Here is a 19,916-nt window from a genome sequence, read left to right as displayed (position 1 = left end):
CTACCGCTCATCTATCCCACCCCTCCACGTTAGAAGAATGAGAATTTTCCAATTCCTACTCGTAGCACTAATCCCATTCCCAGCCATGTCAGAAGAAAAAATTAAAGCCGAAGATGAGATTCAGGTAATGGCGATCAAGAAGGATGATCCCAGCTTCCTAGAAGGGAAAGCAGAGGCACATAGGACAATTCAAACATTCTTAGATATCCATGCAGAGCATAAGGAGAACCTGGGAGTCTACTTTGCGATCAAAATGGACGCGACAGATAGCGACGGCACGCGTCATTTTCTTTGGTATACTTTTGAGAAAGAAGAAAATGGTAAGCTGTTCGCCTACCACTATAATATTCCTGAAGACCTTAAGGACTTTGAAAAAATTGAAGTCGATTTCGATAAGATCTCAGATTGGATGATTAACGATCATGGATACCTGATTGGCGGTTGGAGCGTTCGACTACAGAGAGAAAAAATCCCTGAATCTGAACGAGCAGAATTTGACGAATCGGCAGGCATCAGGGTCTACCGTGAAAATAATTTCTAACCAGTCCGATGAGGCAATAGATTTCGCTGGCGCTCATCTATTCCTCTCGTCTACGATCTGAGTAAGAAATGAATGCACCCCGCCAGCCTTGCCCGATTTGTGGCGCAATGATATTGCCGACTACGGCAAAGCACACTGAAGGGCTGTGCATGCCATGCGATTCGAAAACAAGAAATCAACAGGTCGCCTCTAATCGGCGAGTAGAAACTGAAAAGCTAAAACAAGAAGCTATCATCCTACTACATTCCCGCGATGAAGAAGCATTCCTGCAGAGAGTTGCGACCTATTGCGAGATCAGTTGCTGCGCGTGGGATGCGATCCAAATCGACAAGAAAACCTTTATGGAGGCGACAGATGACCTTGGGCGAGAGATTTCATCAAGAGCACTATTGGGAATGAAAAAGAACAAAGAGTGCATTGGTGAGCATACAGGGTATGTGAAGTTCTTCGACTGCTTCGAGGATGCACCTACTACCTTGAAGAATTACACTGAATCAATCACCATACTGGATGGAATCATGAGGTCAGATCCAGTCGGTGGTGATCAATAGATTTCGCTGGCGCTCATCTATGTCACACCTCATCGTTATACGGCATTAAATAGAAAAAGGATAAAATCATGGGAGCTTGGGGAGCAAATGCATTTGAAAATGATACCGCGTTAGACTGGATTTCAGAAACTGGAGCAAATATTGCCTCTATTGATAAAGCCCTAGAGGAAGTAATCGCAATACGAAGCGGAAAAGAAAAGGGGTCATTCCGTAGGTTTCTATATTCCACTAGTCACAACACAAAAAAGGCCTGCTTTCGATTTCGTTTTACTGGGCAGCACTCGGGCAAAGCTCACCCTCAGACTTAGGACTTCACAATGACGGATTCCCCCGTTGCAGGTGCGCGGGCGTCGACGAGCAACGCCCCTACGAATTAATCGCGTCAGCCTCTCAATCGCAGACGCCAAAGCCAACAGCACCATCAAGCTTGTGCCGCTGGAACTGAAGTCGATCGCGGAGTAGAAATTGAACGTGATACAGACATTCCTGCCTGTCCACCGAACCCAAGCACACCAAAAATGAGACTGACAAGAGGATCTTTTATATTTTGCGTGCGACCCCATTTTTGTGCCCCATTTTTGTGCCCTTCGCAGAGCAAAGCCCCTACAAACAATATTTAGAGGAGCAGAAAGGGGCATTCCGTAGGGTTCTATATAAAATCAGGAAAAGACGGACGTAGCAGTCTTCCCACTATCCGGCAGACTCTTAAGTTAGTGATATTCTGGACTGACCTCATTCGAGCGCTCGGTCGCAAAACAGTGCATAAGGTTTGCAACCTACGGAGTTATGATTAAACTTATATACTTATTGATTATAATTCATCTCGATAGTCATTCAGTATACTAGATTCCCCCGACCTAAGTCTATGCCCCATGAAATACCGCCAAAACACGTTGCTCCATAGCCAGTTCCCTTATAGTCTGATCGGCAGCTCAGCTAGAGAATTCTATTCTCTATATTTGATAAGATTAGTGCGATATTTAATGTTGTTGGCTTTCATTTTTTATGGTGCCACTCCCCCACTCAGAGCAGCCATCCATATTTACAACTTCAGTAGCCACCCTGGCCTTCAAGCGAATGCTGACTTTTTTGGTAGTATTACAGTAAATACTGCAGGCGGAACTGAACATTCGAGCAACAGTGGAGAGTATTATGTGGGTCATTCAGCAATTGAGGCGTGGAATTTTACGATTACTCCATCAGGAGGAGTTGGTGCCTATATTGGAAGTAGTATTGGGATCAACTCTTCAGCCACTGGCAATGGTGGCGCTTTTGCGCTATACGTTACTCCCAATTCAATTACACTTGTTCAGGGAGCTAGTTTAAAGCTCGAGTCTGATTTCAATGTCGCCGGGAATGACGTGTCAGTGGATTGGACTTATGATACCCCCATATATTATGCGGGGGGAGTGGCAGCCGGTGGAGCGACATGGCTCAACATGGATCGGGCTGCACTAGATACAGCGTTTCCAACAAACACCGATGCTGGAGCCATGAACTGGACTATTGGCACCGCGATTCCGGAGCCGGCAACTGGCCTGCTAGTGATCGTTGCCACACTAGTTCCTTTGGGGATGCGTCGCCGGCGCTAACGATATAAGCATTCAGAGCGCTCTGACCGAGGAATAGGGATATTCTATTTCCTAAAAAAGGCACAGGGCAATATGGGATCATTCCGTAGGTTTCTATATTCCACTAGTCACAACACAAAAAAAGGCCTGCTTTCGATTTCGTTTTACTGGGCAGCACTCGGGCAAAGCTCACCCTCAGACTTAGGACTTCACAATGACGGATTCCCCCGTTGCAGGTGCGCGGTCGTCGACGAGCAACGCCCCTACGAATTAATCGCTTCAGCCTCTCGATCGCAGATGCCAAAGCCAACAGCACCATCAAACTCGTGCCGTTGGAATTGAAGGCGGTTGCGGAGTAGAAGAAGAACGTGATACAGACATTCCTGTCTGTCCACCGAACCAAAGCACACCAAAAATGAGACTGACAAGAGGATCTTTATACTTTTCGTGCGACCCTTTTTTTGCTCCCCTAGAAGACTTGTTACCGATGTCTTCGGATCATACCCGCTACATGTTTTTAACTTGGGTTGCAAAATACTTCATGGTCGTGCGCCCCGATTGAGGATAACAAAACACCAAGGTTCTTCGGTCCGGAAGGACTCTCCAGCCTTTATAGACCATCCAACGTCTTTTACCGTTATCGTCAGGCCTTACATAATCCAATTTTGCATCCAGAAATTCACCACTATAAGCGGACATCTTTTCAACCTGAATCTTCTGAGGTTCTAGCTCGATCACCTTATCCCCAAATGTTCCGACCACATAATTCGGGCTCAGGTTAATAAAAAGGAAATCCTTGTTTCCGAAATAATCATCATTCGCGTTGATCGCGAAAGGCTTAATCGGCAATGCTTCATTGTTCTTATCCTCGATCACAATGATCAGAAACTTTTTCCAATCTTTACTCACTTTGATGGAAGGCAATTCAGATGGAAGCTCTTGTCCCTTTTCAATAATCTTTGGAGAAAGGACAATCTGAAGATCGCTTCCGCTGGCTTTAAGTTCAATATCTTCACCAAATTTTAACTTAGGTAGTTCGACTTCGCCATGCAGTTGACTGTCCACATAGATGTAAACGACATCTGGCGCATTGGAGGGCTTATCGTAGCATAGGATTCGAGCGACACTACCCAGCGCAGGAACACAGGAACACAGGACGATTGTCAAAGTAATGAAAGCTTTCATAATAGGTTACTGATATTTGAGTTTATAGTTCACCCTGATTCAACTATCGGAATGAAGCAACTTCGAACTTTTCAACCGAATAGCTCATTTGATGCAGTTAAACTCGTAGCAGAAAAAGGAGGCATTCCCGTTTTTCCAGATTTCGCTAGTCACAGCACAAAAAAGAGACCTGCATTCGATTTCGTTTTGCTGGGCACCACTCGGGCAGAACTCATCTCAGACTTAGGACTTCACAATAACGAATGTCCCCGTTGCATGTGCGCGGTCGTCGACGAGCAACGCCCCGACGGTTAGAAAGCTCAGAATACCAAACCGGCCCATGAAATTCCCATAGCAATCGCTTGATTGAAAGACAGTAATTTAAAATGCTTAATGATTCACGGTAGGCTCTGATCAGAAACGATTGGATGCTTCTAACATCTTCACCGTCGAATCGCCGAGCGTTGCTCAGCGCTTAGATAGCTGAGTGCTTTCTCAGGGTTGCGACGTATCCACGCATTGGCTTTCGTGGCTTGCTCAGGTGACAACTGAACCGACTGCAGCGGAGTGCCGGACAGTTGCTTTTTCTGGTCTGAACGGGGAGCCACTCGATAGTCCTTCGCAGCAAACGCTTCAGCAGTGACTGCGGAATTCCCCGCGAGGTCGGACTTTGGTAAATACACTTTGTCAGCGCATTTGAATTGCTTGGCTTTATCGACCAGTGCTTCGGTGCTGATGATGCTAGGAGCATATTTCACTCGAGTCACTTCCCTGCCGTCATAGAACCCTGCTTCGGTAGTGGTGACACCTTCTAATGCGCCGAGCTTAGCCTCCCCTGTCCAAAAACAATACATGGCAAACACAACTTCCGCTTCGGGCGTAGGCTTGCCACTAACGATGTCCGCGAGATCCTCGGGCACGGGTCGACCAGCGGCTTCTAAGGCTGCTTGCATGCGCATAGCAAGGGGCACGGTCTCCCAAACACGATCTTTCCTCGCGATGAGATCTTTGCCTTGTGCATCTAGAAAACGGACAACTTGAAAATTCCATGCAGGCTCATTGTAGCGCTTAAGAATCTCGCGCTCTTTCCCTCCCACATTGTTGCGCACCAGCACGGGCACAAACTCTCGCTCGATGACTGCAACTAGACGTGGGTCGCTGAGCACTTCTTTGCCAAATTGCTGACATCCGGCGCAACCGGGCACTTCCTGAAAAAGTAAAAAGACTGGTTTACCTGACGCTTCGGCATCGACTAAGGCCGCATCAAAATCGCGCTGCCACTCCACCGCCCCCGTCTCAATCGATGCACGCACCGAACAAGCAGCTAACAAACCGAGAAGCGTGATGAAGAGAATGGCGACTTTCATTTAACTGGGAGTCTGAGCGCCCGCCAATATTCCTGAAAAGGTGAAGCCCAGAACATTTCCTGTAATATACTGCCCCTGTCTCGCGACACTCAAGCCTAGCGCTCAAAACGACGCTGTAAGCTTCGTAATATCATCTTATAAATCGGCAGAAACAAGAGAACATTGATCAGCAATTTGAAGGCATAATCCACCACCGCAATTTCAGGCCAATTTTGCGCCATAAATACATCGCTGGACGCGTAGAACGCGATCACGAAAAAGGCGCCGGTATCGACCGCATTACCAAAGACACTCGATGCCGCGGGAGCCAACCACCACTGCGTGCGTTGACGTAGTCGATTAAACACGAGCACATCACACAGCTGACCGATCACATAAGCAGCAAAACTAGCCATCGCGATACGCGCGACAAAAGCATTCCAAGATAACAGCTGCCCCACTCCTTGATATGCTCCATCCAAGAATAGCACTGAGATCAGATATGAAACCAACAAAGCTGGAAACATTGCAATGAAGATCACCTTACGCGCCATCGGCGCACCACAGATACGCACGGTTAAGTCGGTAGTCAGAAAGATAAATGGAAAGCTGAAAGCCCCCCAAGTGGTATGGAGTCCAAAGACCTGAATCGGGAATTGCACCAAGTAATTGCTCGCCGCGATAAAAAAGACGTGTAAGGCGATGAGCCGTAGTAAACTGTGGGCGGATGGATGATTAGACTGCATGACTGGAAAAGATCCTAACTCACATGGCAGCATGTGCCGTTGACGCCGAGCTTTTTCATTACAGCCAAGGTTCTCGAACAGGCTGTTTGTGCCTTAATGAGCAGGCGCAGAGAATGGCACGGACTAGAATTGCATCCTCAATGACGACCCACATGGTGAAGCAAACATGGCCAGCGCTTTACCAGTCAAAACAAGACTCCCTCTGAGGTTCTACCTGCAGGTGATCCTCTGTGCGTTGCTATGGGGAAGCGCGTTTCCGGTGATTAAAAACAGCTATTCACAGCTCCACATCGAGAGCTACGGCGAGCAACTCGTCTTTGCTGGCAGTCGCTTCGCCCTAGCGGGGCTACTACTGCTGCCATTTTGCAGGGGTTCAATTATTCAAAAGATCCGAAAATCCCCACGCCTGCCACTGATCGCGATCATCTTAGGGCAGACCTATTTCCAATACATTTTCTTCTATTACGGCCTCAGCATCTCATCTGGCACCCTCGCCGCCTTACTCGTGGGATCCGGCAGTTTCTGGTGGATGGTCATTGCGCCACTCGTCCTAAAAACGCCCGCTCCGACACGCTTACATTGGGTGCTGTTCGCGGGCTGTTGTATCGGCATTGCATTTGCGGCATATACCCCGGGCAGTGATTTCATCAATGTGGGTCTCGGCGCAACCGCCTTTCTATGCGCAACACTCTCGGGCGCAATCGCAGCGACCTTCATGAAACGCGTGGCCCCCATATCAGGAGCGCGCACCACAACCGCCTTTTCACTGGCTATAGGCGGAATACTCCTACTACTCACAGCAGCGCCTTATTGGCATAGCTACTTCAGTCATTTTAATATCACTACATTACTTGTGACGGCCTATTTGGCCTTTCTATCGGCAGCGGCATTTGCCATCTGGAACCAACTGATCGAGCACTATAGCGTCAACGTCCTCTCAAGCTTTCGTTTCATCATTCCGCTCTTTGGCGTCATCGAATCGGTCCTCTTCATCCCTGGAGAAACCCTCCGCCTCGGCATTGTGATCGGCGCAGTCATCATCTTCGGTTGCCTAATAGCAGTGGCACGCATCGAACAAGCACCCCCTGAAGGGCGCTGCATCCGGCCATAGCGTGAAACCGAGAATCAACGAGTTCTGTGACACGGGTCTGGTGACCGGTCTGACACTCGCCAACATGCTCGGCGGGGCACTCGCCTTCTTTATCACGCAAAAATTGCTCAGAAACGACACTGAGGGTATCCACACCACTCCGACAAACATTACGGCTGACACAAGAGCAGCCAGAAACAACAAAGAGCTCAACCATTTTCAAATGCAGTGCCGATTCGTTTCAACCAGCCAGACCAAGCATATCCGAATTTTAATGCTCTGTGAATTAATTCACAATGGACTTACGTTTTTTTAAATAGAACATACCTCACCATGACAAATATAGCAGATTGGTATTACCAGTCAGGGAATGAGCCTGTCGGTCCTTTAGATTTCTCAGATCTCACTGACCTGATCATCAAACGTCAATTGGGGCGAACATCCATGGTGTGGAAAAGCGGCATGGATGACTGGTTGCCCGTTGAATCGATTGATGCACTCGCGGCATTCCTCCCTAAATACGATACGAAGCTAAGTATGAGTTCCACCGAGGCATTCTCAGCTCCACCCGCCGAGTCACCAGCACCGCAGTCCCTATCAGTTCAGGAAATGCTACAGCATGCTCATGGCGTGCAGCCCGGTAAAGATTCACGCTCATTCGTGAGCAGTGAACCAGAGATGCCCCAAAATGCTGTTGCAGGATTCTATCACAGCCGGTCATTCGCAGCGAAATGGGCAATCTGGTTTACCATTATCACAGCAATCGGCGCGCTGCTTACTAGTTTTATCGACAGAAATACGTTACCGCAGAATATTACCGCTCACCCGAGTGCAATCTGGTGGATTATGTTTAGTGGACTAAATGGCATCGCCACCATTGGCTACTCATTGCATTGTCAGTTTAAGAATGGACCACTTTGGGGCTTCGCGTGTTTCATACCAGGCGTAGCGTTGGTATACGTCATCAAATTTTGGCATGATTGCTGGCGTTCGATTGCGATCTATTGGTTTTTCTGCCTTAATTGTGCCGCAGGCATGATCGCGATGGCACCTAAGGAATTCATGGCGATATTTAGTCAGATCTAACCTTCGGAGATAAGAAGCCCGTTACAATCAAAGATCTCTTTAATCCCGCATACTAGAGCGCCGCAGTCAATTGAGCGACGACTGCCTTGAAGTGGCTCTGTAAAACAGGATCCGTGACACCACTGGACTCGGAGAAGTTATCGTTAAAGGAAGGTAACGAGAAGCTGGCCTTAATCTGAGCTCCGAGATGGGGAAATGTTTGCTGAGCCGCAGCCATCACCGTCGCACCGCCGCGTGCGCCTGGAGAGGTGCTCAACAAGAGCATCGGCTTCTCTGACCAAAGCTTTTTCTTATGCCGAGTGCTCCAATCGAGCACGTTTTTAAAAGCGGCGCTATAACTCCCGTTGTGCTCGGCAAGCGACAGAATGATCGCATCGGACGCTTCGACTTGCTCAACAAAGCGCTGCGCCGCAGCAGGCACCCCAGTGCTCGCTTCACGCTCGGGAGAGTAGATCGGCATCTCATAATCATTTAGATCTAGCACCGTGCGTTCGCTGTGTTCGATCAAGCTGCCCGCCGAAATCGCAAGGGCTCGGTTGATTGAAGAGGTGCTATTACTAGCAGCTAAGATGAGGATTTTTTTCATAATGGTTGTGAGTGGTATCAACAGCGAGTGATAGCGAGAGCATGTCGTGATTCCAATACAAATGCTCACTCATTCAACGACCAGCCCTAGTCGACTAATAGAAAGTCTCTATAGGCTGCGTGCATGAACGCTAAGAACCTCGTAGAGCTTATTCGCGCGGGTCATTAGCGCAGCATCATATGCCTCTGGAACATCCCGCCAAGTCAGCTGAATGACATCGGCACCCATCACATGGGGAGCGATACCTGCAATGGCACATAAATCCTGCCATGTAGATTCTGGTTTGGCGCAGAGTTTTTCATAACTCACATAAGTTACCGCGCTGGGCGCATGTTCAAGAAGCCATGAATAGGTATTCACCCATACCTCTAACCAATACGTAAGACTATCAGTATTAGAGCTATACTCCGTATTATCAGAAAACATAAAAGGCCGATGGTCACTCCCGAATTCATGGTGTGCCAACCAAGTCATATACTTGCGAACAAAGGGATCTTCCTTCTGCTGCTTGAGGAAGTTACGGTGCTGCCTAAGAAGCGAATAGGCATGCTGTAAGGGCTCGCGGTATGGAATCAAGATGTGCGCATGAGGAAAGGCGCGGGTGATACTATTTAGCCGTAAAATGTTATTATTATTTTTGGAGAGGTAAGGCAATAGGTCATCGGTAGCCTCCCGCTCATTGTATGTGATTGCTGTAACGTAAGCACGAAATTTTCCAATAGTTTCGTCGTCAGCATCCATAGGTATCAAGCTGTTCGCCCCAATATACTGATCTCCGCAAAAAGTTTTCCAAAAGACCTCTTCCAAGGCTTCTGGGCTATTGATATCGACGAGCAGATCATCTCCATGTGCGCGTCTTTGCTTGACGGCTTTGGCATTATTAATCGCAGAAAACTTCGCCCAAATATTAGGCATGAGCACGAATGGCATATCTGCATAAGTCAGTGATCGATAGGAAGAGGTCGCATAAAACCTACGCATCAGCAACGTAGTCCCCGCCCGAGCCAGCCCACAAATAAAGACATGCGACGCTAAGGGCTCCGCCTCAGTCTCGATTTTCAACTGCCCCTGCTCAAAATCGAATGAGGCTTCGGGCACTGACCGGTTACCCAGCGCAATGGTGTGAAGAATACGAGAGAGCAGGCCATAGTCCGATCTCCTAGCCTTCAGTTTCATCACCGTATAAATAGAGGAAACCATTGTCACATAAATCAACCCTACGGGAGTGCTCAGAAAAACGAACAAGTCCAATCCGACCAGTCTCCCAGCTAGATGTAGCACGGCCAGTATCCCGACCAGAACAACAAGGTAGAAGAAGAGTAGAAGCGTGCTCGTAAACATGCGCAGTGCATACACGCGCATGACCTTCTCCTTCTTTTCGTCACAAATACTTGGCGATAAAAAGAGCCTCCGGGCATTCTGCCCTGTAACTTTCATCACCCTCAGAGTTTTCAATATCGGCACTCGCAGGAAAAACTCCCCCCCGAATATCCCAACGAAGCTCGCCAATATCCAAACCATGGCGCTCTAGTCGATCTTTGACGACGAGTCCTCTGTTGGAACCTCGCCGTTGACTGCTTCATTACCCACCTTTTTTACGCCCTTACTCCCCCTCTTCTTTATCAGTCGTTTGACCGGATACCAAACGAGGGCTAGGATTGCCATGAAGAACGAAAGGATAATACCAAGAATGATGCCAAGAGTGCCGCTGCCAATGCCAGGGCCAATATAGGCAAGAATAGTTAGGGCAATGGGATCGATGAGCATCATTATTTTACTAGGCGTCAATCATTTGAACCAAGACGTTGTAGATAGCAGACAGCTGCTAACACTTCGCCTAAGGTTACGTTATTTTTTAATTTAAGGTTAAACTATGGTTTTCCTGAAGCAAAGCTTCACTGTTCAAAGTAGCTGGTCGGATAAATCATGGCCTCAGTCACTTCAGCCACTTCGTCGTCATTGTAACGATTAATGTATTCCCATACGATTTGATTATTTTGATCTAATTCGATGACCCGTCCACCTTCAAAATGAGTAATCAGTAACCCTCCTCTGTCTGTAACTTCGACTTTCCCGCGTATCACGGAGAGAAAAGGATGCGCCTCATCTCCTTCGTAAATGATCTCAGTCTCTCCAGAGGCAGGGTCTACTGCTAGGATATTAGACTGCCGATGATGCTCAATGGGGGTTACTTTATGCACCTCCGCAGTCTGGGTAAAAGCACTTTGATAGGCATTATTATTAAAGATGACGATCTTACCGTCTTCTCTAAATTCAGGATCATGCTGACGAATCCATGGCCCGATTTTCCACCACTTGACTCTCCCAGTCTCCGGAGAAACGACCATAATTAGATTCAAATCTCGAAACGAAAGCGCTAGATCTCCGGATTGAAACATCGGAAAATTCGCCGCGACATCTGCGGTTAACTCTTCAACTTTATTGAGATGCACAATTTCCCCATGCCCCTTATTCTTTCTGTAAACGCCACTGGTAGTAGAGGTCAGTAGAGCCTCGAGATTGTTATCATAAAACAACTTTGGGACTGAAACCTCCTGAATCACCTCCCCATCAGAGGACACCTTCAAAATTGTATCCTCGTAATACGGAGCCTCAAATGGAGGGAATAATATAGGCGCATCTTTGCCATAATAACGACGAGCTGGAACCCAGAAGCCGCCATCTTGGGCCAACTCTACCGAGTGATGGGTGGAACGGGCGACTTTCCAGACGACCTGCCCTAGTTTATCCAATTTAACTAGTCCCGCATACTCAAAATTGAAAATCACTGATTTATCCGGCAGCACTAGAGAACCGTGAATATCAGTATTCCAGTCAGTTTTCGGGCGCAATCCTGCATGGCTTGGAGAAGGGAATATTTCAGTGTAAGACGCTGGCCACTTTGCCACAATGCTACCATCTCGACGAATGAGCCTGAGCTGATTTTCATTATCAAAAAAACCTGCCATGAATATTAATTCATCTACGCTATTTGATGCTGCATTTACAGTGACGCCATCACCCTTGAATTTTGCAGGCTGTAAGAAGTGCACCGGGCGATTCTGAAGGTGCATGGGTAACTCCGTCCGAATGACTTCCATGGAGGCATCAAGCTTATCTTTGATGGGTGCCATAAACACTGTCCCCCCCGAATAAACTCCCAGCACAAATGCCAAGCTCAACGCCAGCACAGCACTGGTGGCGTAGTATGTAAATTTAGCAACCTCCCCCTTAAGCATAAACCGTCTCCTTATCTAATGAACTCAATTCTACTATCTGCGACCCAAGCTATTCGCGACTTTACCATCAGACCAGAACTGGATGTAAGTATGAGTGAAGATTATTATATTATATATAGTTTTTTAATGGAGCTATCTCCATATGAATGTCAATTGCTTACTGATAGGCTTCTCTGAGAATTAGCAACTTGATACATGTAGACCTTCAAAGAATGCCATGTGTGGCTCTTAATTCTAAACCGCGTAGTAATTTATCCCAAGCGGTCGCCCTCGTTAACTCGAAAAAGCCAGAACCGAGGAAAATCACGCAAAGCCGCAAGTATAAAAATCGTGCTTAGTTCATGCTCTCGATCTCCAAATCCAAGAAATAGTCCATCGGATGCCTTGACCGATTTGTATTTAACGCTACAACATTCAAATGCGCATTTGAAACAATCATTTGATTTATATATAAAAGCGAGTATACCATGCAGCACGACGCAGCCAGTCATTACGAATGAGCCACCTACTCACAGGAGATGTTAAAAAACGTCTATTCTGGCTAACCTTACCGACCATCGCTGGAACGTTCGCCATCATGGTGTTCAACTTGACCGACACATGGTTCGTCTCACGCCTGGGCACGGAAGAACTCGCTGCGATGGGTTTCACCTTCCCAGTCATCATGATCGTCGGCTCATTGGCGATCGGCTTTTCAACAGGAGCAGGATCGATCACTTCAAGAGCACTGGGTGCCGGCCAGAGGGCTTTAGCTAGACGCACGATTTCGGACGGGCTGGTTTTAACGATATTTGGAACGATATTGGTCAGTATTCTTGGCCTCCTCACAGTCACCCCTCTCTTTTCGATGCTCGGAGCCGAAGGCCATGTTCTGGAGTTAGTGAGCGGATACATGAACATTTGGTTTTTCGGCGCCGTTTTCGCAATATTGCCGCCGGTCAGCGATGGCTGTCTACGCGCTGCCGGAGACATGGTTCGTCCGGTGTTTGTCATGATTTGCTGTGCGATACTGAATGTTGTGCTCGACCCGATACTGATCTTTGGCTGGGGACCGATTCCAGCCTTTGGCATCAATGGCGCAGCAATTGCGACGGTCATCGCACGCGCAGTGGGCGCCTGCGCGTCATTGCTGATTCTCCATTACAAATACCGCCTGATCGACTGGCAGTGGCCGCAGCTTAAGCCGCTGCTTCACTCCTGGAAAACCATTATCCTCCTCGGCATCCCCGCAGCACTCACGCAAGCACTCACGCCTGTGGCGCAGGGCTATTACATACGACTAGCAGCTTCGGTCGGCGGCGTCCAAGCCGTGGCAGCGATGGCTACCGGCACGCGGATCGAATCGATTGTGTTTATGATTTCGATGTCTTACTCCATGGCAATTATCCCCTTCGTAGGGCACAACTATGGTGCCAACGCCCACGATCGGGTTCAAGAAACGCGACGCATCAGCAACCGGCTGGCGTTTATCTATGCAGGGATTACCTTTTTGCTGTTAATCCCAAGTGCGAGATGGATTTCAAGTTGGTTCAGCAGCGATCCCGTGGTGATTCAAATGAGTGTCACCTATCTGCTCTTTGCCGCGCTGGGACACAGCGGCCTGCACCTGTGCACATGGTCGAGTCAATTGCTCAATGTCATGGGCAAACCGAAACCGGTGCTGCTGATCAACTTAAGCCGCGTCTTCTTATTCATCATGCCGCTGACTTTATTAGGCATTTACCTGTTCGGCTTCACTGGTCTGGTGGGGGGTCTGGCACTCGCCAACTTACTCGGAGGTGCACTCGCGTTCTTCATCACTCGAAAGTTGCTCAGAGATTCAAATCATACACCTTCTAGCGCCTGAAGAATGGCGTCTGATTCGGCACCCTAGATCGATGCGTGAGAAATAACAAACCGAGCGAAGTCAGTAAAACAGGCATCGGAGCCTAAGACGCAGGTGAGACTCGCACGCATCATGATTTGTGAAAAATGCCGAGTCTCATAAGGAGCGACTCAAAGTGTTGAGCAAAAATCACAATACTTGATGCGCAGCAGTAGAGCAGTGGGTGATTCCTCTAAATTGAACCTTTTGATCAACGACTCGTGCGCCACTCACTTGACGTGATCTTCTGAATAGTAACACTGACCCCACATGATTTTACGCTGCCTCTTTCTATTGCTGATCTTTAGCCCTTACGCGCTACGTGCTGCCGCTCCCGAACAAGCCGTGGTGCAGATTATCAACTTCGCACAGCAACCGAATTGGATCGAACCCTGGCGCTCCACACGTGTCGCCCAATACACCGGCAGCGGATTCGTGATCGACGGTGATCGCATCATGACCAACGCACACGTAGTCAGCTGGTCCAAACAAATCTTAGTGCGCCGCCACCAAGACCCGAAGCTCTACGAAGCCGTGATCGAACACATCGGACATGATTGTGACCTCGCCGTGCTCAAAGTGCTCGACCCTGCATTCTACCAAGGCATCGTGCCACTAGAGATTGGCACACTGCCGAAAGTGCGCTCTGCCGTTACGACTTACGGCTACCCTGCTGGCGGACAACAAATCTCTTATACACAAGGGGTCATCTCACGAATCGAAGTGCAACGCTACGCACACATTTACAACCGCTCACTACTCACCGTGCAGACGGATGCCGCAATCAACCCTGGTAATAGCGGCGGCCCAGCACTTCAAGGTGACTTAGTCGTCGGCGTCTCGTTTCAAGGCAACCCGAGCCTCGAAAACGCAGGTTTCTTCATTCCGCCCACCATCATCCGCCACTTTCTAAAAGACATTGAAGATGGCTGCTACGAAGGCTTTCCCGACGCGGGCATCAGCACCGCCAATTTGCGTAACCCAGCCTTCCGCAAAGCGCTCCAACTCCCCGACAACAACATCGGTGCACGGGTCGACATGATTTTACAGCCTTTCCCAGAAACACATGAACTACTACGGGAGAATGACGTCATCCTCGAAGTCGAAGGCTACGAAGTCGGCAGTGACAGCATGATTCAATATGAAGGCAACCGCCTGCACGTTTCGATTCTCTTCGACGCCGTGCAACACGGCGAGCCCCTCAACATGGTGATCTGGCGCGACGGTCAACCACTCAACATCGACTTACCCGTTTACAAAAACAATGCCGACCGCATCTCCGGCAGTCAATACGACACCCCGCCCCCCTACCTGATCGTCGGTGGCATCGTCTTTACCGAGCTCAGCAACAACTACTGCAATGCATACGGCAAAAATTGGTTGAGCAACTTCAGCAACGATACCCTCTACCAACTCCTCTATCGTGCCTTCCAAGATGAAGCAGGCGCCCGCGCCACACCGATCGTGCTCTCGAAAGTGCTCAAACATCCGAGTAACGTCGACTTCGGAGCTTATCCGAAGTCCATTCTCACGAAGCTAAACGGCCAAGAAATACATTCCATGCAGGATTTGCAGGCTGCACTGGATGCCAGCAACGACGATTTCCATCGCTTTGAGTTCTTATCTGGACGCGTGGAAGCACTTCGCCGCGACGATGCCGAACAAGCGAACGCCGAACTCCTCCAGACCTACCAGATCCCACAAGCCTATAGAATCGAGGCACACAATGATTAAGCATCTAGCACTCACACTTCTCTGCGGGCTCTGCGCCGTTCAGGCGACCCAAGCAGGCAGCCAAACACGCACCGAAGCAGCCGCTCCCTTCGATAGCGAAACCGCACTGGTTGAGATTGAAATCACCAAGACCCGCTACGACTACACACTTCCCTGGAATAGCCGCAACCTACAGAGCAGGAAAAACGGCATCGTCATCGACGGCCATCAGATCCTCACGACTGCCGACGGCTTCTCAGGGCAAACACTCTGCCGCATACGCAAAGGCGGCGTCACACATCAATACACAGCCACACTTAAGTGGGTCGATTACTACGCCAACCTTGCCATCCTCAATGTCGAAGATCCCGCCTTTTGGGAAGGCATGCACCCAACACACCTAGCCGAAGAGATTCCACAATCCGGAGCACTACAAATCATCCGCTGGCGCAATGGTCGTATCGAAGAGCGCGCTGCCGAAATTATTCGGCTCTACATCGGCAAAAGTAAAATGAGCTACGTGCATCACTTAACACTTTCTGCCTCGACCGAAATGTCTGGAGCAGGCTGGGCCGAAGTGATCCTATCTAAAGACGAAATCATCGGACTCACCACATCCTCCGTCGACGACAAGCTCACCATACTACCAGCCCCCTTCATCGCCTCCGTGCTCAAACAAAAAGCCAGTGCCAATGGCTCAGGCATCGGTCACTTAGACTTCAGCGTCATGGACGGCAAGAATCCCGCCCTCCTCCAATCCAAAGGCATGCCGACCTCCAACATCGGTGTCGTCGTCACTAAGGTCGGAAACCGAAGGCTCGCTGCCAACACCTTAAAAGTGGGCGACGTGTTACTCGAGATCGACGGATTTGAAATCGATAACGATGGCAAATACATCGATCCCACCTACGGGCGTTTATCACTCTATGGGCTTGCAACGCGTAACGAAAGCGCAGGCGACACCCTCCCCATGCGAGTCTGGAGAGACAACCAAGCGATCACCGTCGATTACATTCTACCACGGGCGGAATTCGAGAAGGATCTCGTGCCCGATGAGATATACGACGCAGCCCCAGAATATTTAATTGCAGGCGGCCTGCTCTTCCAGCCGATCACTGGCCCTTATCTCAGCGCCTATGGTAAAAACAAGCCATTGCCACTCGATTACTACAGCTACAACGCGGAGCTCCCCGAGCGCGACGGCCTGGTGATCTTATCCTCCATCATCCCCGACAACTATAATCACGGCTACGAAGGCATCCGCCTACTCATCGTGGATCGTATCAACGGGCAGACGATCGAGACCATCGAAGATGTCGCCGAAGCGCTCGCTGGTCCGAAAGACGAATTCCACCGCATCGAGTTTATGCCCGACCAGGGGCTCAAACACATCGTCCTCGACGTTGCCACAATGGAGAGCGCCACTCAACGCATCTTGGAGCATTACAGTATACCGCGAGCAACGAGCCAAGGAAACTAGGCGAGCACCATTCTCGCCTAGTCATCGCTCATACTAGAACGCGGAGCCAATCAGGCCGCCCTCTGCACGCAAGCTGCTACCGTTGATCACAGCGGCACGGTCACTACAGACGAAAGTCACGATGTCACCGATTTCGCGCGGGTTAATGAATCGCTGAAGCGTTTCTTCATTCAAATATAAAGGATCACTCATTCAACGGAGCGCGCCTGCAAGCAACGATGCTGCTCTGCACCCATCAACTGCACTGCACTCATTCAAAAGTCCGGCTTTATATGAATGCCCGAATGCTGAAGAATACAAAAGGGGCCAATATATTTGAGAAAACTTTGTAATCTAAAAGGCGTCTCGTGCGATATCTGTTTGGGCAACCAATCCCAGACAAATAAAAATCAAAATAAAAATAAAACCATGAAAAAACTACTCACACTCTCCATTCTCGCTCTCACCTCCTCACTCGCCCATGCAGGTGCAGGTTGCGATGAAAACAAATGCGACAAGAAAACGGGCGAAACAGCAGGCCTGACCATTCATTCAAGTCTCGTGGCATGTGGCGGTGACAAAAAAGATGATAAAGAAAAAGGCGGAGCAACAGGATTAACAGAGACCTCCAGCCTAGTTGCAGGTAGCTGTGGCGATAAAAAAGGCGACAACAAGGAAGGCAAGTCGACCAGTGACCTCACGCAGGTTGACAGTTCGATCGCCTAGTTTGCACTCATCACTCTCCAAAGTCCTGTAGCCAAAAGCTACAGGACTTTTTTGGATAAACGCATAACTCTATTGTTATATTTACTTACTGTGGAGCAATGCATTATCCATCAAAGCCCACACCAGAAAACTCAGGAGGCGACTAAGATCGATCCATAAATCTGCGCTGGAGGCCTCTGGCACACAAATCTTACGATGAGAGGGAACTCGGTTGATTTGAAACTGGTCAAAGCAGTAATCGAACCTAGCATCTGCGTTATGACGGCTTAAGCGGTCACACTATCAATCAAAGTAACAAGATTCTCAAATCGAACCGACATGATACACCTCAAAACACGATTCCTCACTCTCGGCGCATGCATTCTTGCCGCCGTAGCGATCGCAACAACAGCTCAGGCTCAGCGCATTGAAGATCAACCACTACCAGCTCACTTCAAGGCCGGACTCGAAGCCTATGAGGCCAACAACTTACCCCTAGCCTACACTGAGTTTCTGGCAGCTGCCAACGAAGGCCATCTCGACTCTCAATTTAATGTCGCCCTAATGTATGAAAATGGCATTGGCGTAGAAAAAGACCCAAAGGAAGCAGTTGTCTGGTATCTTAAAGCTGCATTACAGGGCAGTTCGCTCGCACAATTCAACCTAGCGGTTCTCTACGAAAATGGCCGTGGCACAGAAGTCGATTTCGCAGAAGCAAACGAATGGTATCGCAGAGCGGCCGTTCAAGGTGACCCGCTCGCCATTGGTAATCTAGGCATGTTGTATATTCGAGGCGACGGCGTGCCAGTGAATAAGACCGCAGGCATTGCACTGCTCCTGCAATCGGCCACGCTCGACTCGTCTCCGCAAAACAATGCCAAACAAAACATTTCAGGCACGCGCGGCCTTACGCCGCAAATGATCCAAGAGGCTCAAGCACTCTCCGATCAGATGACCAACGCGAAAAACCTACTCGTGCCGCTCGACCAATATTTAACACTGGCTGCGATCCCCAAGATCCCAGGCCATTAAAAGACACTCAACCGATCGAATTAAAACGATCAGCCCGACGACAATTTTACACCAATTGCATGTCTGTTCGGGTGAACTAGAAAAAGGACACACTATGGACTGGAATGCATGCAATTTTAAGAAGATAAACCAATTTAAAGCCGAGGCTCGCCGGTGGAAAGCGGAAGACAAAGAACCAGGTAAAGACCTTACCACAAAGGGGAATAGGACTCAGCCAGCGAAGCGAAAGAAGAAGAAAAAAGGGTAAATTGATTCAGTCTCACCATAGACTGTCATTAATATGTTAAAACAAAAACAAAGATAGTGATTTGTTTGTAATTTTGGAGTGTAATTCTACCATACTAGAATACCCTAAAGTTCACCCCACAAACAATCATCATGCCCCCGAGTTTTGAAGAATTAGCAAACGAAGGAATCCCCGCAGACGCAATGCCACCACATGGTTCGCATCGCTCAAAGCCCTTAATTATTGCAGCATCACTGACCTGCATCCTCGCGCTAGGATACCATTTCCTATCAGACCCAGCATTGCCAGAAGCCGCCGAGATACTACTCGCCGTTGACGGTGAGGTTCCGGGCGTGCTCCCCCATGCAATTGACAGCTCGACAGAGTTTAATGAATCCTTCGAAACTCTAAAAGAAGGCGAAGTCGCGCCCAACTATAGAGAGACCGACGAAGGTAAATTGAGCACACCACCGGCCGTTATCGCGAAGTTGGAGCCATCTCCTACACCGCAACCTGTCATACCAGAGCAACCCATCACCATAGCGGCCTCAGCAATCGCTTTAGAAATACCGCTTCAAGCTAAAACCACAGCACAAGCGGAACAGTTAGCTCAACCGGAGTCGACACCAACCACAGCATTACACCTCCCAAAGGAGGCGCAAGTGGAGTTCCCACGAGACTGGGGCGGCATCGTGCTAGTGCCAGATGGCACAAAGCTAGCAAAAGCTTATACATCTGATGTGCGACTCGCACGCGTCGAAGCGCACCCGATCGACGGCGAGCGCATTCGCGTGTGGGCTAGGATTCAAAACCTGACTGAAATGGACATGCAGTCAGAGGTCGGCTGTGAATTTCGCTCCTCCAATTACGAAAAGTTCGGCAGTGCTCATTTCGAGCCATCAATTATACCGAAAAATGGCGTCATTGATGTGTATTTTGAATCGCCCTATGATCGTGTCGAATCCTACACTGTCATGGTCAAACGAGTCCAATAAGC

At 49.0% G+C, this 19,916-nt stretch carries 19 protein-coding genes; 11 read left to right on the top strand and 8 right to left on the bottom strand.

Features of this window, described 5'->3' with window-relative positions; translation table 11 throughout:
- Nucleotides 1-85: 85 nt before the first annotated feature.
- The 3 genes from GZZ87_RS08935 (at nt 86) to GZZ87_RS08920 (ending at nt 2,684) form a co-directional block, all read left to right on the top strand.
- The gene (locus GZZ87_RS08935) at nt 86-541 is read left to right on the top strand and encodes a DUF2314 domain-containing protein (protein WP_162027888.1); all 456 of its coding nucleotides are present in this window, start codon (nt 86-88) and stop codon (nt 539-541) included.
- Nucleotides 542-609: 68 nt separating this feature from the next.
- Entirely contained in the window at nt 610-1,092 is a 483-nt protein-coding gene (locus GZZ87_RS08930) for a hypothetical protein (RefSeq protein WP_162027887.1), read from the top strand.
- A 983-nt stretch (nt 1,093-2,075) separates the two neighbouring features.
- Nucleotides 2,076-2,684 carry a hypothetical protein gene (locus GZZ87_RS08920; protein ID WP_162051282.1) on the top strand — a complete coding sequence of 203 codons (609 nt, stop codon included), beginning with the start codon at nt 2,076-2,078 and terminating at the stop codon, nt 2,682-2,684.
- Between the two features lie 486 nt (nt 2,685-3,170).
- Here the strand turns inward: GZZ87_RS08920 and GZZ87_RS08915 are convergent, their stop codons facing one another.
- The 3 genes from GZZ87_RS08915 to GZZ87_RS08905 all read right to left on the bottom strand — a co-directional run bounded on the left by GZZ87_RS08915 (nt 3,171) and on the right by GZZ87_RS08905 (nt 5,919).
- Nucleotides 3,171-3,848 carry a hypothetical protein gene (locus GZZ87_RS08915; RefSeq protein ID WP_162027884.1) on the bottom strand — a complete coding sequence of 226 codons (678 nt, stop codon included), beginning with the start codon at nt 3,846-3,848 and terminating at the stop codon, nt 3,171-3,173.
- A 422-nt stretch (nt 3,849-4,270) separates the two neighbouring features.
- Entirely contained in the window at nt 4,271-5,194 is a 924-nt protein-coding gene (locus GZZ87_RS08910; protein WP_162027883.1) for a VPGUxxT family thioredoxin-like (seleno)protein, type 2, read from the bottom strand.
- Between the two features lie 95 nt (nt 5,195-5,289).
- Nucleotides 5,290-5,919: a 7-cyano-7-deazaguanine/7-aminomethyl-7-deazaguanine transporter gene (locus tag GZZ87_RS08905; protein ID WP_162027882.1), complete on the bottom strand. Its 630-nt coding sequence runs from the start codon at nt 5,917-5,919 to the stop codon at nt 5,290-5,292.
- A gap of 166 nt (nt 5,920-6,085) precedes the next feature.
- On the opposite strand from GZZ87_RS08905, the gene GZZ87_RS08900 reads away from it, so the two are divergent.
- Both GZZ87_RS08900 and GZZ87_RS08895 read left to right on the top strand, forming a co-directional pair.
- A complete protein-coding gene (locus GZZ87_RS08900) occupies nt 6,086-7,030 on the top strand; it encodes a DMT family transporter (protein ID WP_162027881.1) in 945 nt (314 codons plus the stop codon).
- Between the two features lie 312 nt (nt 7,031-7,342).
- A complete protein-coding gene (locus GZZ87_RS08895; RefSeq protein ID WP_162027880.1) occupies nt 7,343-8,095 on the top strand; it encodes a DUF4339 domain-containing protein in 753 nt (250 codons plus the stop codon).
- Nucleotides 8,096-8,147: 52 nt separating this feature from the next.
- Here GZZ87_RS08895 and GZZ87_RS08890 read toward each other — a convergent pair whose 3' ends face one another.
- From GZZ87_RS08890 to GZZ87_RS08875, 4 genes are all read right to left on the bottom strand, one after another.
- The gene (locus tag GZZ87_RS08890; RefSeq protein ID WP_162027879.1) at nt 8,148-8,681 is read right to left on the bottom strand and encodes an NAD(P)H-dependent oxidoreductase; all 534 of its coding nucleotides are present in this window, start codon (nt 8,679-8,681) and stop codon (nt 8,148-8,150) included.
- A 108-nt stretch (nt 8,682-8,789) separates the two neighbouring features.
- A complete protein-coding gene (locus GZZ87_RS08885) occupies nt 8,790-10,118 on the bottom strand; it encodes a sulfotransferase (RefSeq protein ID WP_162027878.1) in 1,329 nt (442 codons plus the stop codon).
- A 90-nt stretch (nt 10,119-10,208) separates the two neighbouring features.
- A complete protein-coding gene (locus GZZ87_RS08880) occupies nt 10,209-10,469 on the bottom strand; it encodes a hypothetical protein (RefSeq protein WP_162071414.1) in 261 nt (86 codons plus the stop codon).
- 107 nt (nt 10,470-10,576) lie between these two features.
- The gene (locus GZZ87_RS08875; protein ID WP_162027877.1) at nt 10,577-11,920 is read right to left on the bottom strand and encodes an arylsulfotransferase family protein; all 1,344 of its coding nucleotides are present in this window, start codon (nt 11,918-11,920) and stop codon (nt 10,577-10,579) included.
- A gap of 496 nt (nt 11,921-12,416) precedes the next feature.
- Between GZZ87_RS08875 and GZZ87_RS08870 the strand changes: the two genes are divergently transcribed.
- The 3 genes from GZZ87_RS08870 (at nt 12,417) to GZZ87_RS08860 (ending at nt 16,977) form a co-directional block, all read left to right on the top strand.
- The gene (locus tag GZZ87_RS08870; RefSeq protein ID WP_162027876.1) at nt 12,417-13,766 is read left to right on the top strand and encodes an MATE family efflux transporter; all 1,350 of its coding nucleotides are present in this window, start codon (nt 12,417-12,419) and stop codon (nt 13,764-13,766) included.
- Between the two features lie 288 nt (nt 13,767-14,054).
- Complete coding sequence (locus tag GZZ87_RS08865) at nt 14,055-15,518, top strand: S1C family serine protease (protein WP_162027875.1); 1,464 nt, start codon at nt 14,055-14,057, stop codon at nt 15,516-15,518.
- A complete protein-coding gene (locus GZZ87_RS08860) occupies nt 15,511-16,977 on the top strand; it encodes a hypothetical protein (protein WP_162027874.1) in 1,467 nt (488 codons plus the stop codon). The genes GZZ87_RS08865 and GZZ87_RS08860 overlap by 8 nt, the downstream gene beginning before the upstream one ends.
- A 33-nt stretch (nt 16,978-17,010) precedes the next feature.
- Here GZZ87_RS08860 and GZZ87_RS08855 read toward each other — a convergent pair whose 3' ends face one another.
- Nucleotides 17,011-17,169, bottom strand: a complete 159-nt coding sequence (locus GZZ87_RS08855) for a hypothetical protein (RefSeq protein ID WP_178092142.1) — start codon at nt 17,167-17,169, stop codon at nt 17,011-17,013.
- A 216-nt stretch (nt 17,170-17,385) separates the two neighbouring features.
- On the opposite strand from GZZ87_RS08855, the gene GZZ87_RS08850 reads away from it, so the two are divergent.
- The 3 genes from GZZ87_RS08850 (at nt 17,386) to GZZ87_RS08840 (ending at nt 19,914) form a co-directional block, all read left to right on the top strand.
- Nucleotides 17,386-17,682, top strand: a complete 297-nt coding sequence (locus GZZ87_RS08850) for a hypothetical protein (RefSeq protein ID WP_162027873.1) — start codon at nt 17,386-17,388, stop codon at nt 17,680-17,682.
- 318 nt (nt 17,683-18,000) lie between these two features.
- Nucleotides 18,001-18,693 (top strand): tetratricopeptide repeat protein, encoded by a 693-nt coding sequence (locus GZZ87_RS08845; RefSeq protein WP_162027872.1) that lies wholly within the window; start codon nt 18,001-18,003, stop codon nt 18,691-18,693.
- 378 nt (nt 18,694-19,071) lie between these two features.
- Complete coding sequence (locus GZZ87_RS08840; RefSeq protein WP_162027871.1) at nt 19,072-19,914, top strand: hypothetical protein; 843 nt, start codon at nt 19,072-19,074, stop codon at nt 19,912-19,914.
- Nucleotides 19,915-19,916: the final 2 nt, after the last annotated feature.

This window comes from Lentimonas sp. CC4, assembly GCF_902728235.1.
Classification (GTDB): Bacteria; Verrucomicrobiota; Verrucomicrobiia; order Opitutales; family Coraliomargaritaceae; genus Lentimonas.
The sequence above is the reverse complement of the archived record's forward strand: the minus strand, read 5'-3'. Positions and strand labels throughout refer to the sequence as shown.

Excerpts from the sequence above, each read along its gene's own strand:
- GZZ87_RS08935 (WP_162027888.1), top strand. The coding sequence starts at position 86 with ATGTCAGAAGAAAAAATTAAAGCCGAAGATGAGATTCAGGTAATGGCG.
- GZZ87_RS08930 (WP_162027887.1), top strand. The coding sequence starts at position 610 with ATGAATGCACCCCGCCAGCCTTGCCCGATTTGTGGCGCAATGATATTG.
- GZZ87_RS08920 (WP_162051282.1), top strand. The coding sequence starts at position 2,076 with ATGTTGTTGGCTTTCATTTTTTATGGTGCCACTCCCCCACTCAGAGCA.
- GZZ87_RS08915 (WP_162027884.1), bottom strand. The coding sequence starts at position 3,848 with ATGAAAGCTTTCATTACTTTGACAATCGTCCTGTGTTCCTGTGTTCCT.
- GZZ87_RS08910 (WP_162027883.1), bottom strand. The coding sequence starts at position 5,194 with ATGAAAGTCGCCATTCTCTTCATCACGCTTCTCGGTTTGTTAGCTGCT.
- GZZ87_RS08905 (WP_162027882.1), bottom strand. The coding sequence starts at position 5,919 with ATGCAGTCTAATCATCCATCCGCCCACAGTTTACTACGGCTCATCGCC.
- GZZ87_RS08900 (WP_162027881.1), top strand. The coding sequence starts at position 6,086 with ATGGCCAGCGCTTTACCAGTCAAAACAAGACTCCCTCTGAGGTTCTAC.
- GZZ87_RS08895 (WP_162027880.1), top strand. The coding sequence starts at position 7,343 with ATGACAAATATAGCAGATTGGTATTACCAGTCAGGGAATGAGCCTGTC.
- GZZ87_RS08890 (WP_162027879.1), bottom strand. The coding sequence starts at position 8,681 with ATGAAAAAAATCCTCATCTTAGCTGCTAGTAATAGCACCTCTTCAATC.
- GZZ87_RS08885 (WP_162027878.1), bottom strand. The coding sequence starts at position 10,118 with ATGAAAGTTACAGGGCAGAATGCCCGGAGGCTCTTTTTATCGCCAAGT.
- GZZ87_RS08875 (WP_162027877.1), bottom strand. The coding sequence starts at position 11,920 with ATGCTTAAGGGGGAGGTTGCTAAATTTACATACTACGCCACCAGTGCT.
- GZZ87_RS08870 (WP_162027876.1), top strand. The coding sequence starts at position 12,417 with ATGAGCCACCTACTCACAGGAGATGTTAAAAAACGTCTATTCTGGCTA.
- GZZ87_RS08865 (WP_162027875.1), top strand. The coding sequence starts at position 14,055 with ATGATTTTACGCTGCCTCTTTCTATTGCTGATCTTTAGCCCTTACGCG.
- GZZ87_RS08860 (WP_162027874.1), top strand. The coding sequence starts at position 15,511 with ATGATTAAGCATCTAGCACTCACACTTCTCTGCGGGCTCTGCGCCGTT.
- GZZ87_RS08855 (WP_178092142.1), bottom strand. The coding sequence starts at position 17,169 with ATGAGTGATCCTTTATATTTGAATGAAGAAACGCTTCAGCGATTCATT.
- GZZ87_RS08850 (WP_162027873.1), top strand. The coding sequence starts at position 17,386 with ATGAAAAAACTACTCACACTCTCCATTCTCGCTCTCACCTCCTCACTC.
- GZZ87_RS08845 (WP_162027872.1), top strand. The coding sequence starts at position 18,001 with ATGATACACCTCAAAACACGATTCCTCACTCTCGGCGCATGCATTCTT.
- GZZ87_RS08840 (WP_162027871.1), top strand. The coding sequence starts at position 19,072 with ATGCCCCCGAGTTTTGAAGAATTAGCAAACGAAGGAATCCCCGCAGAC.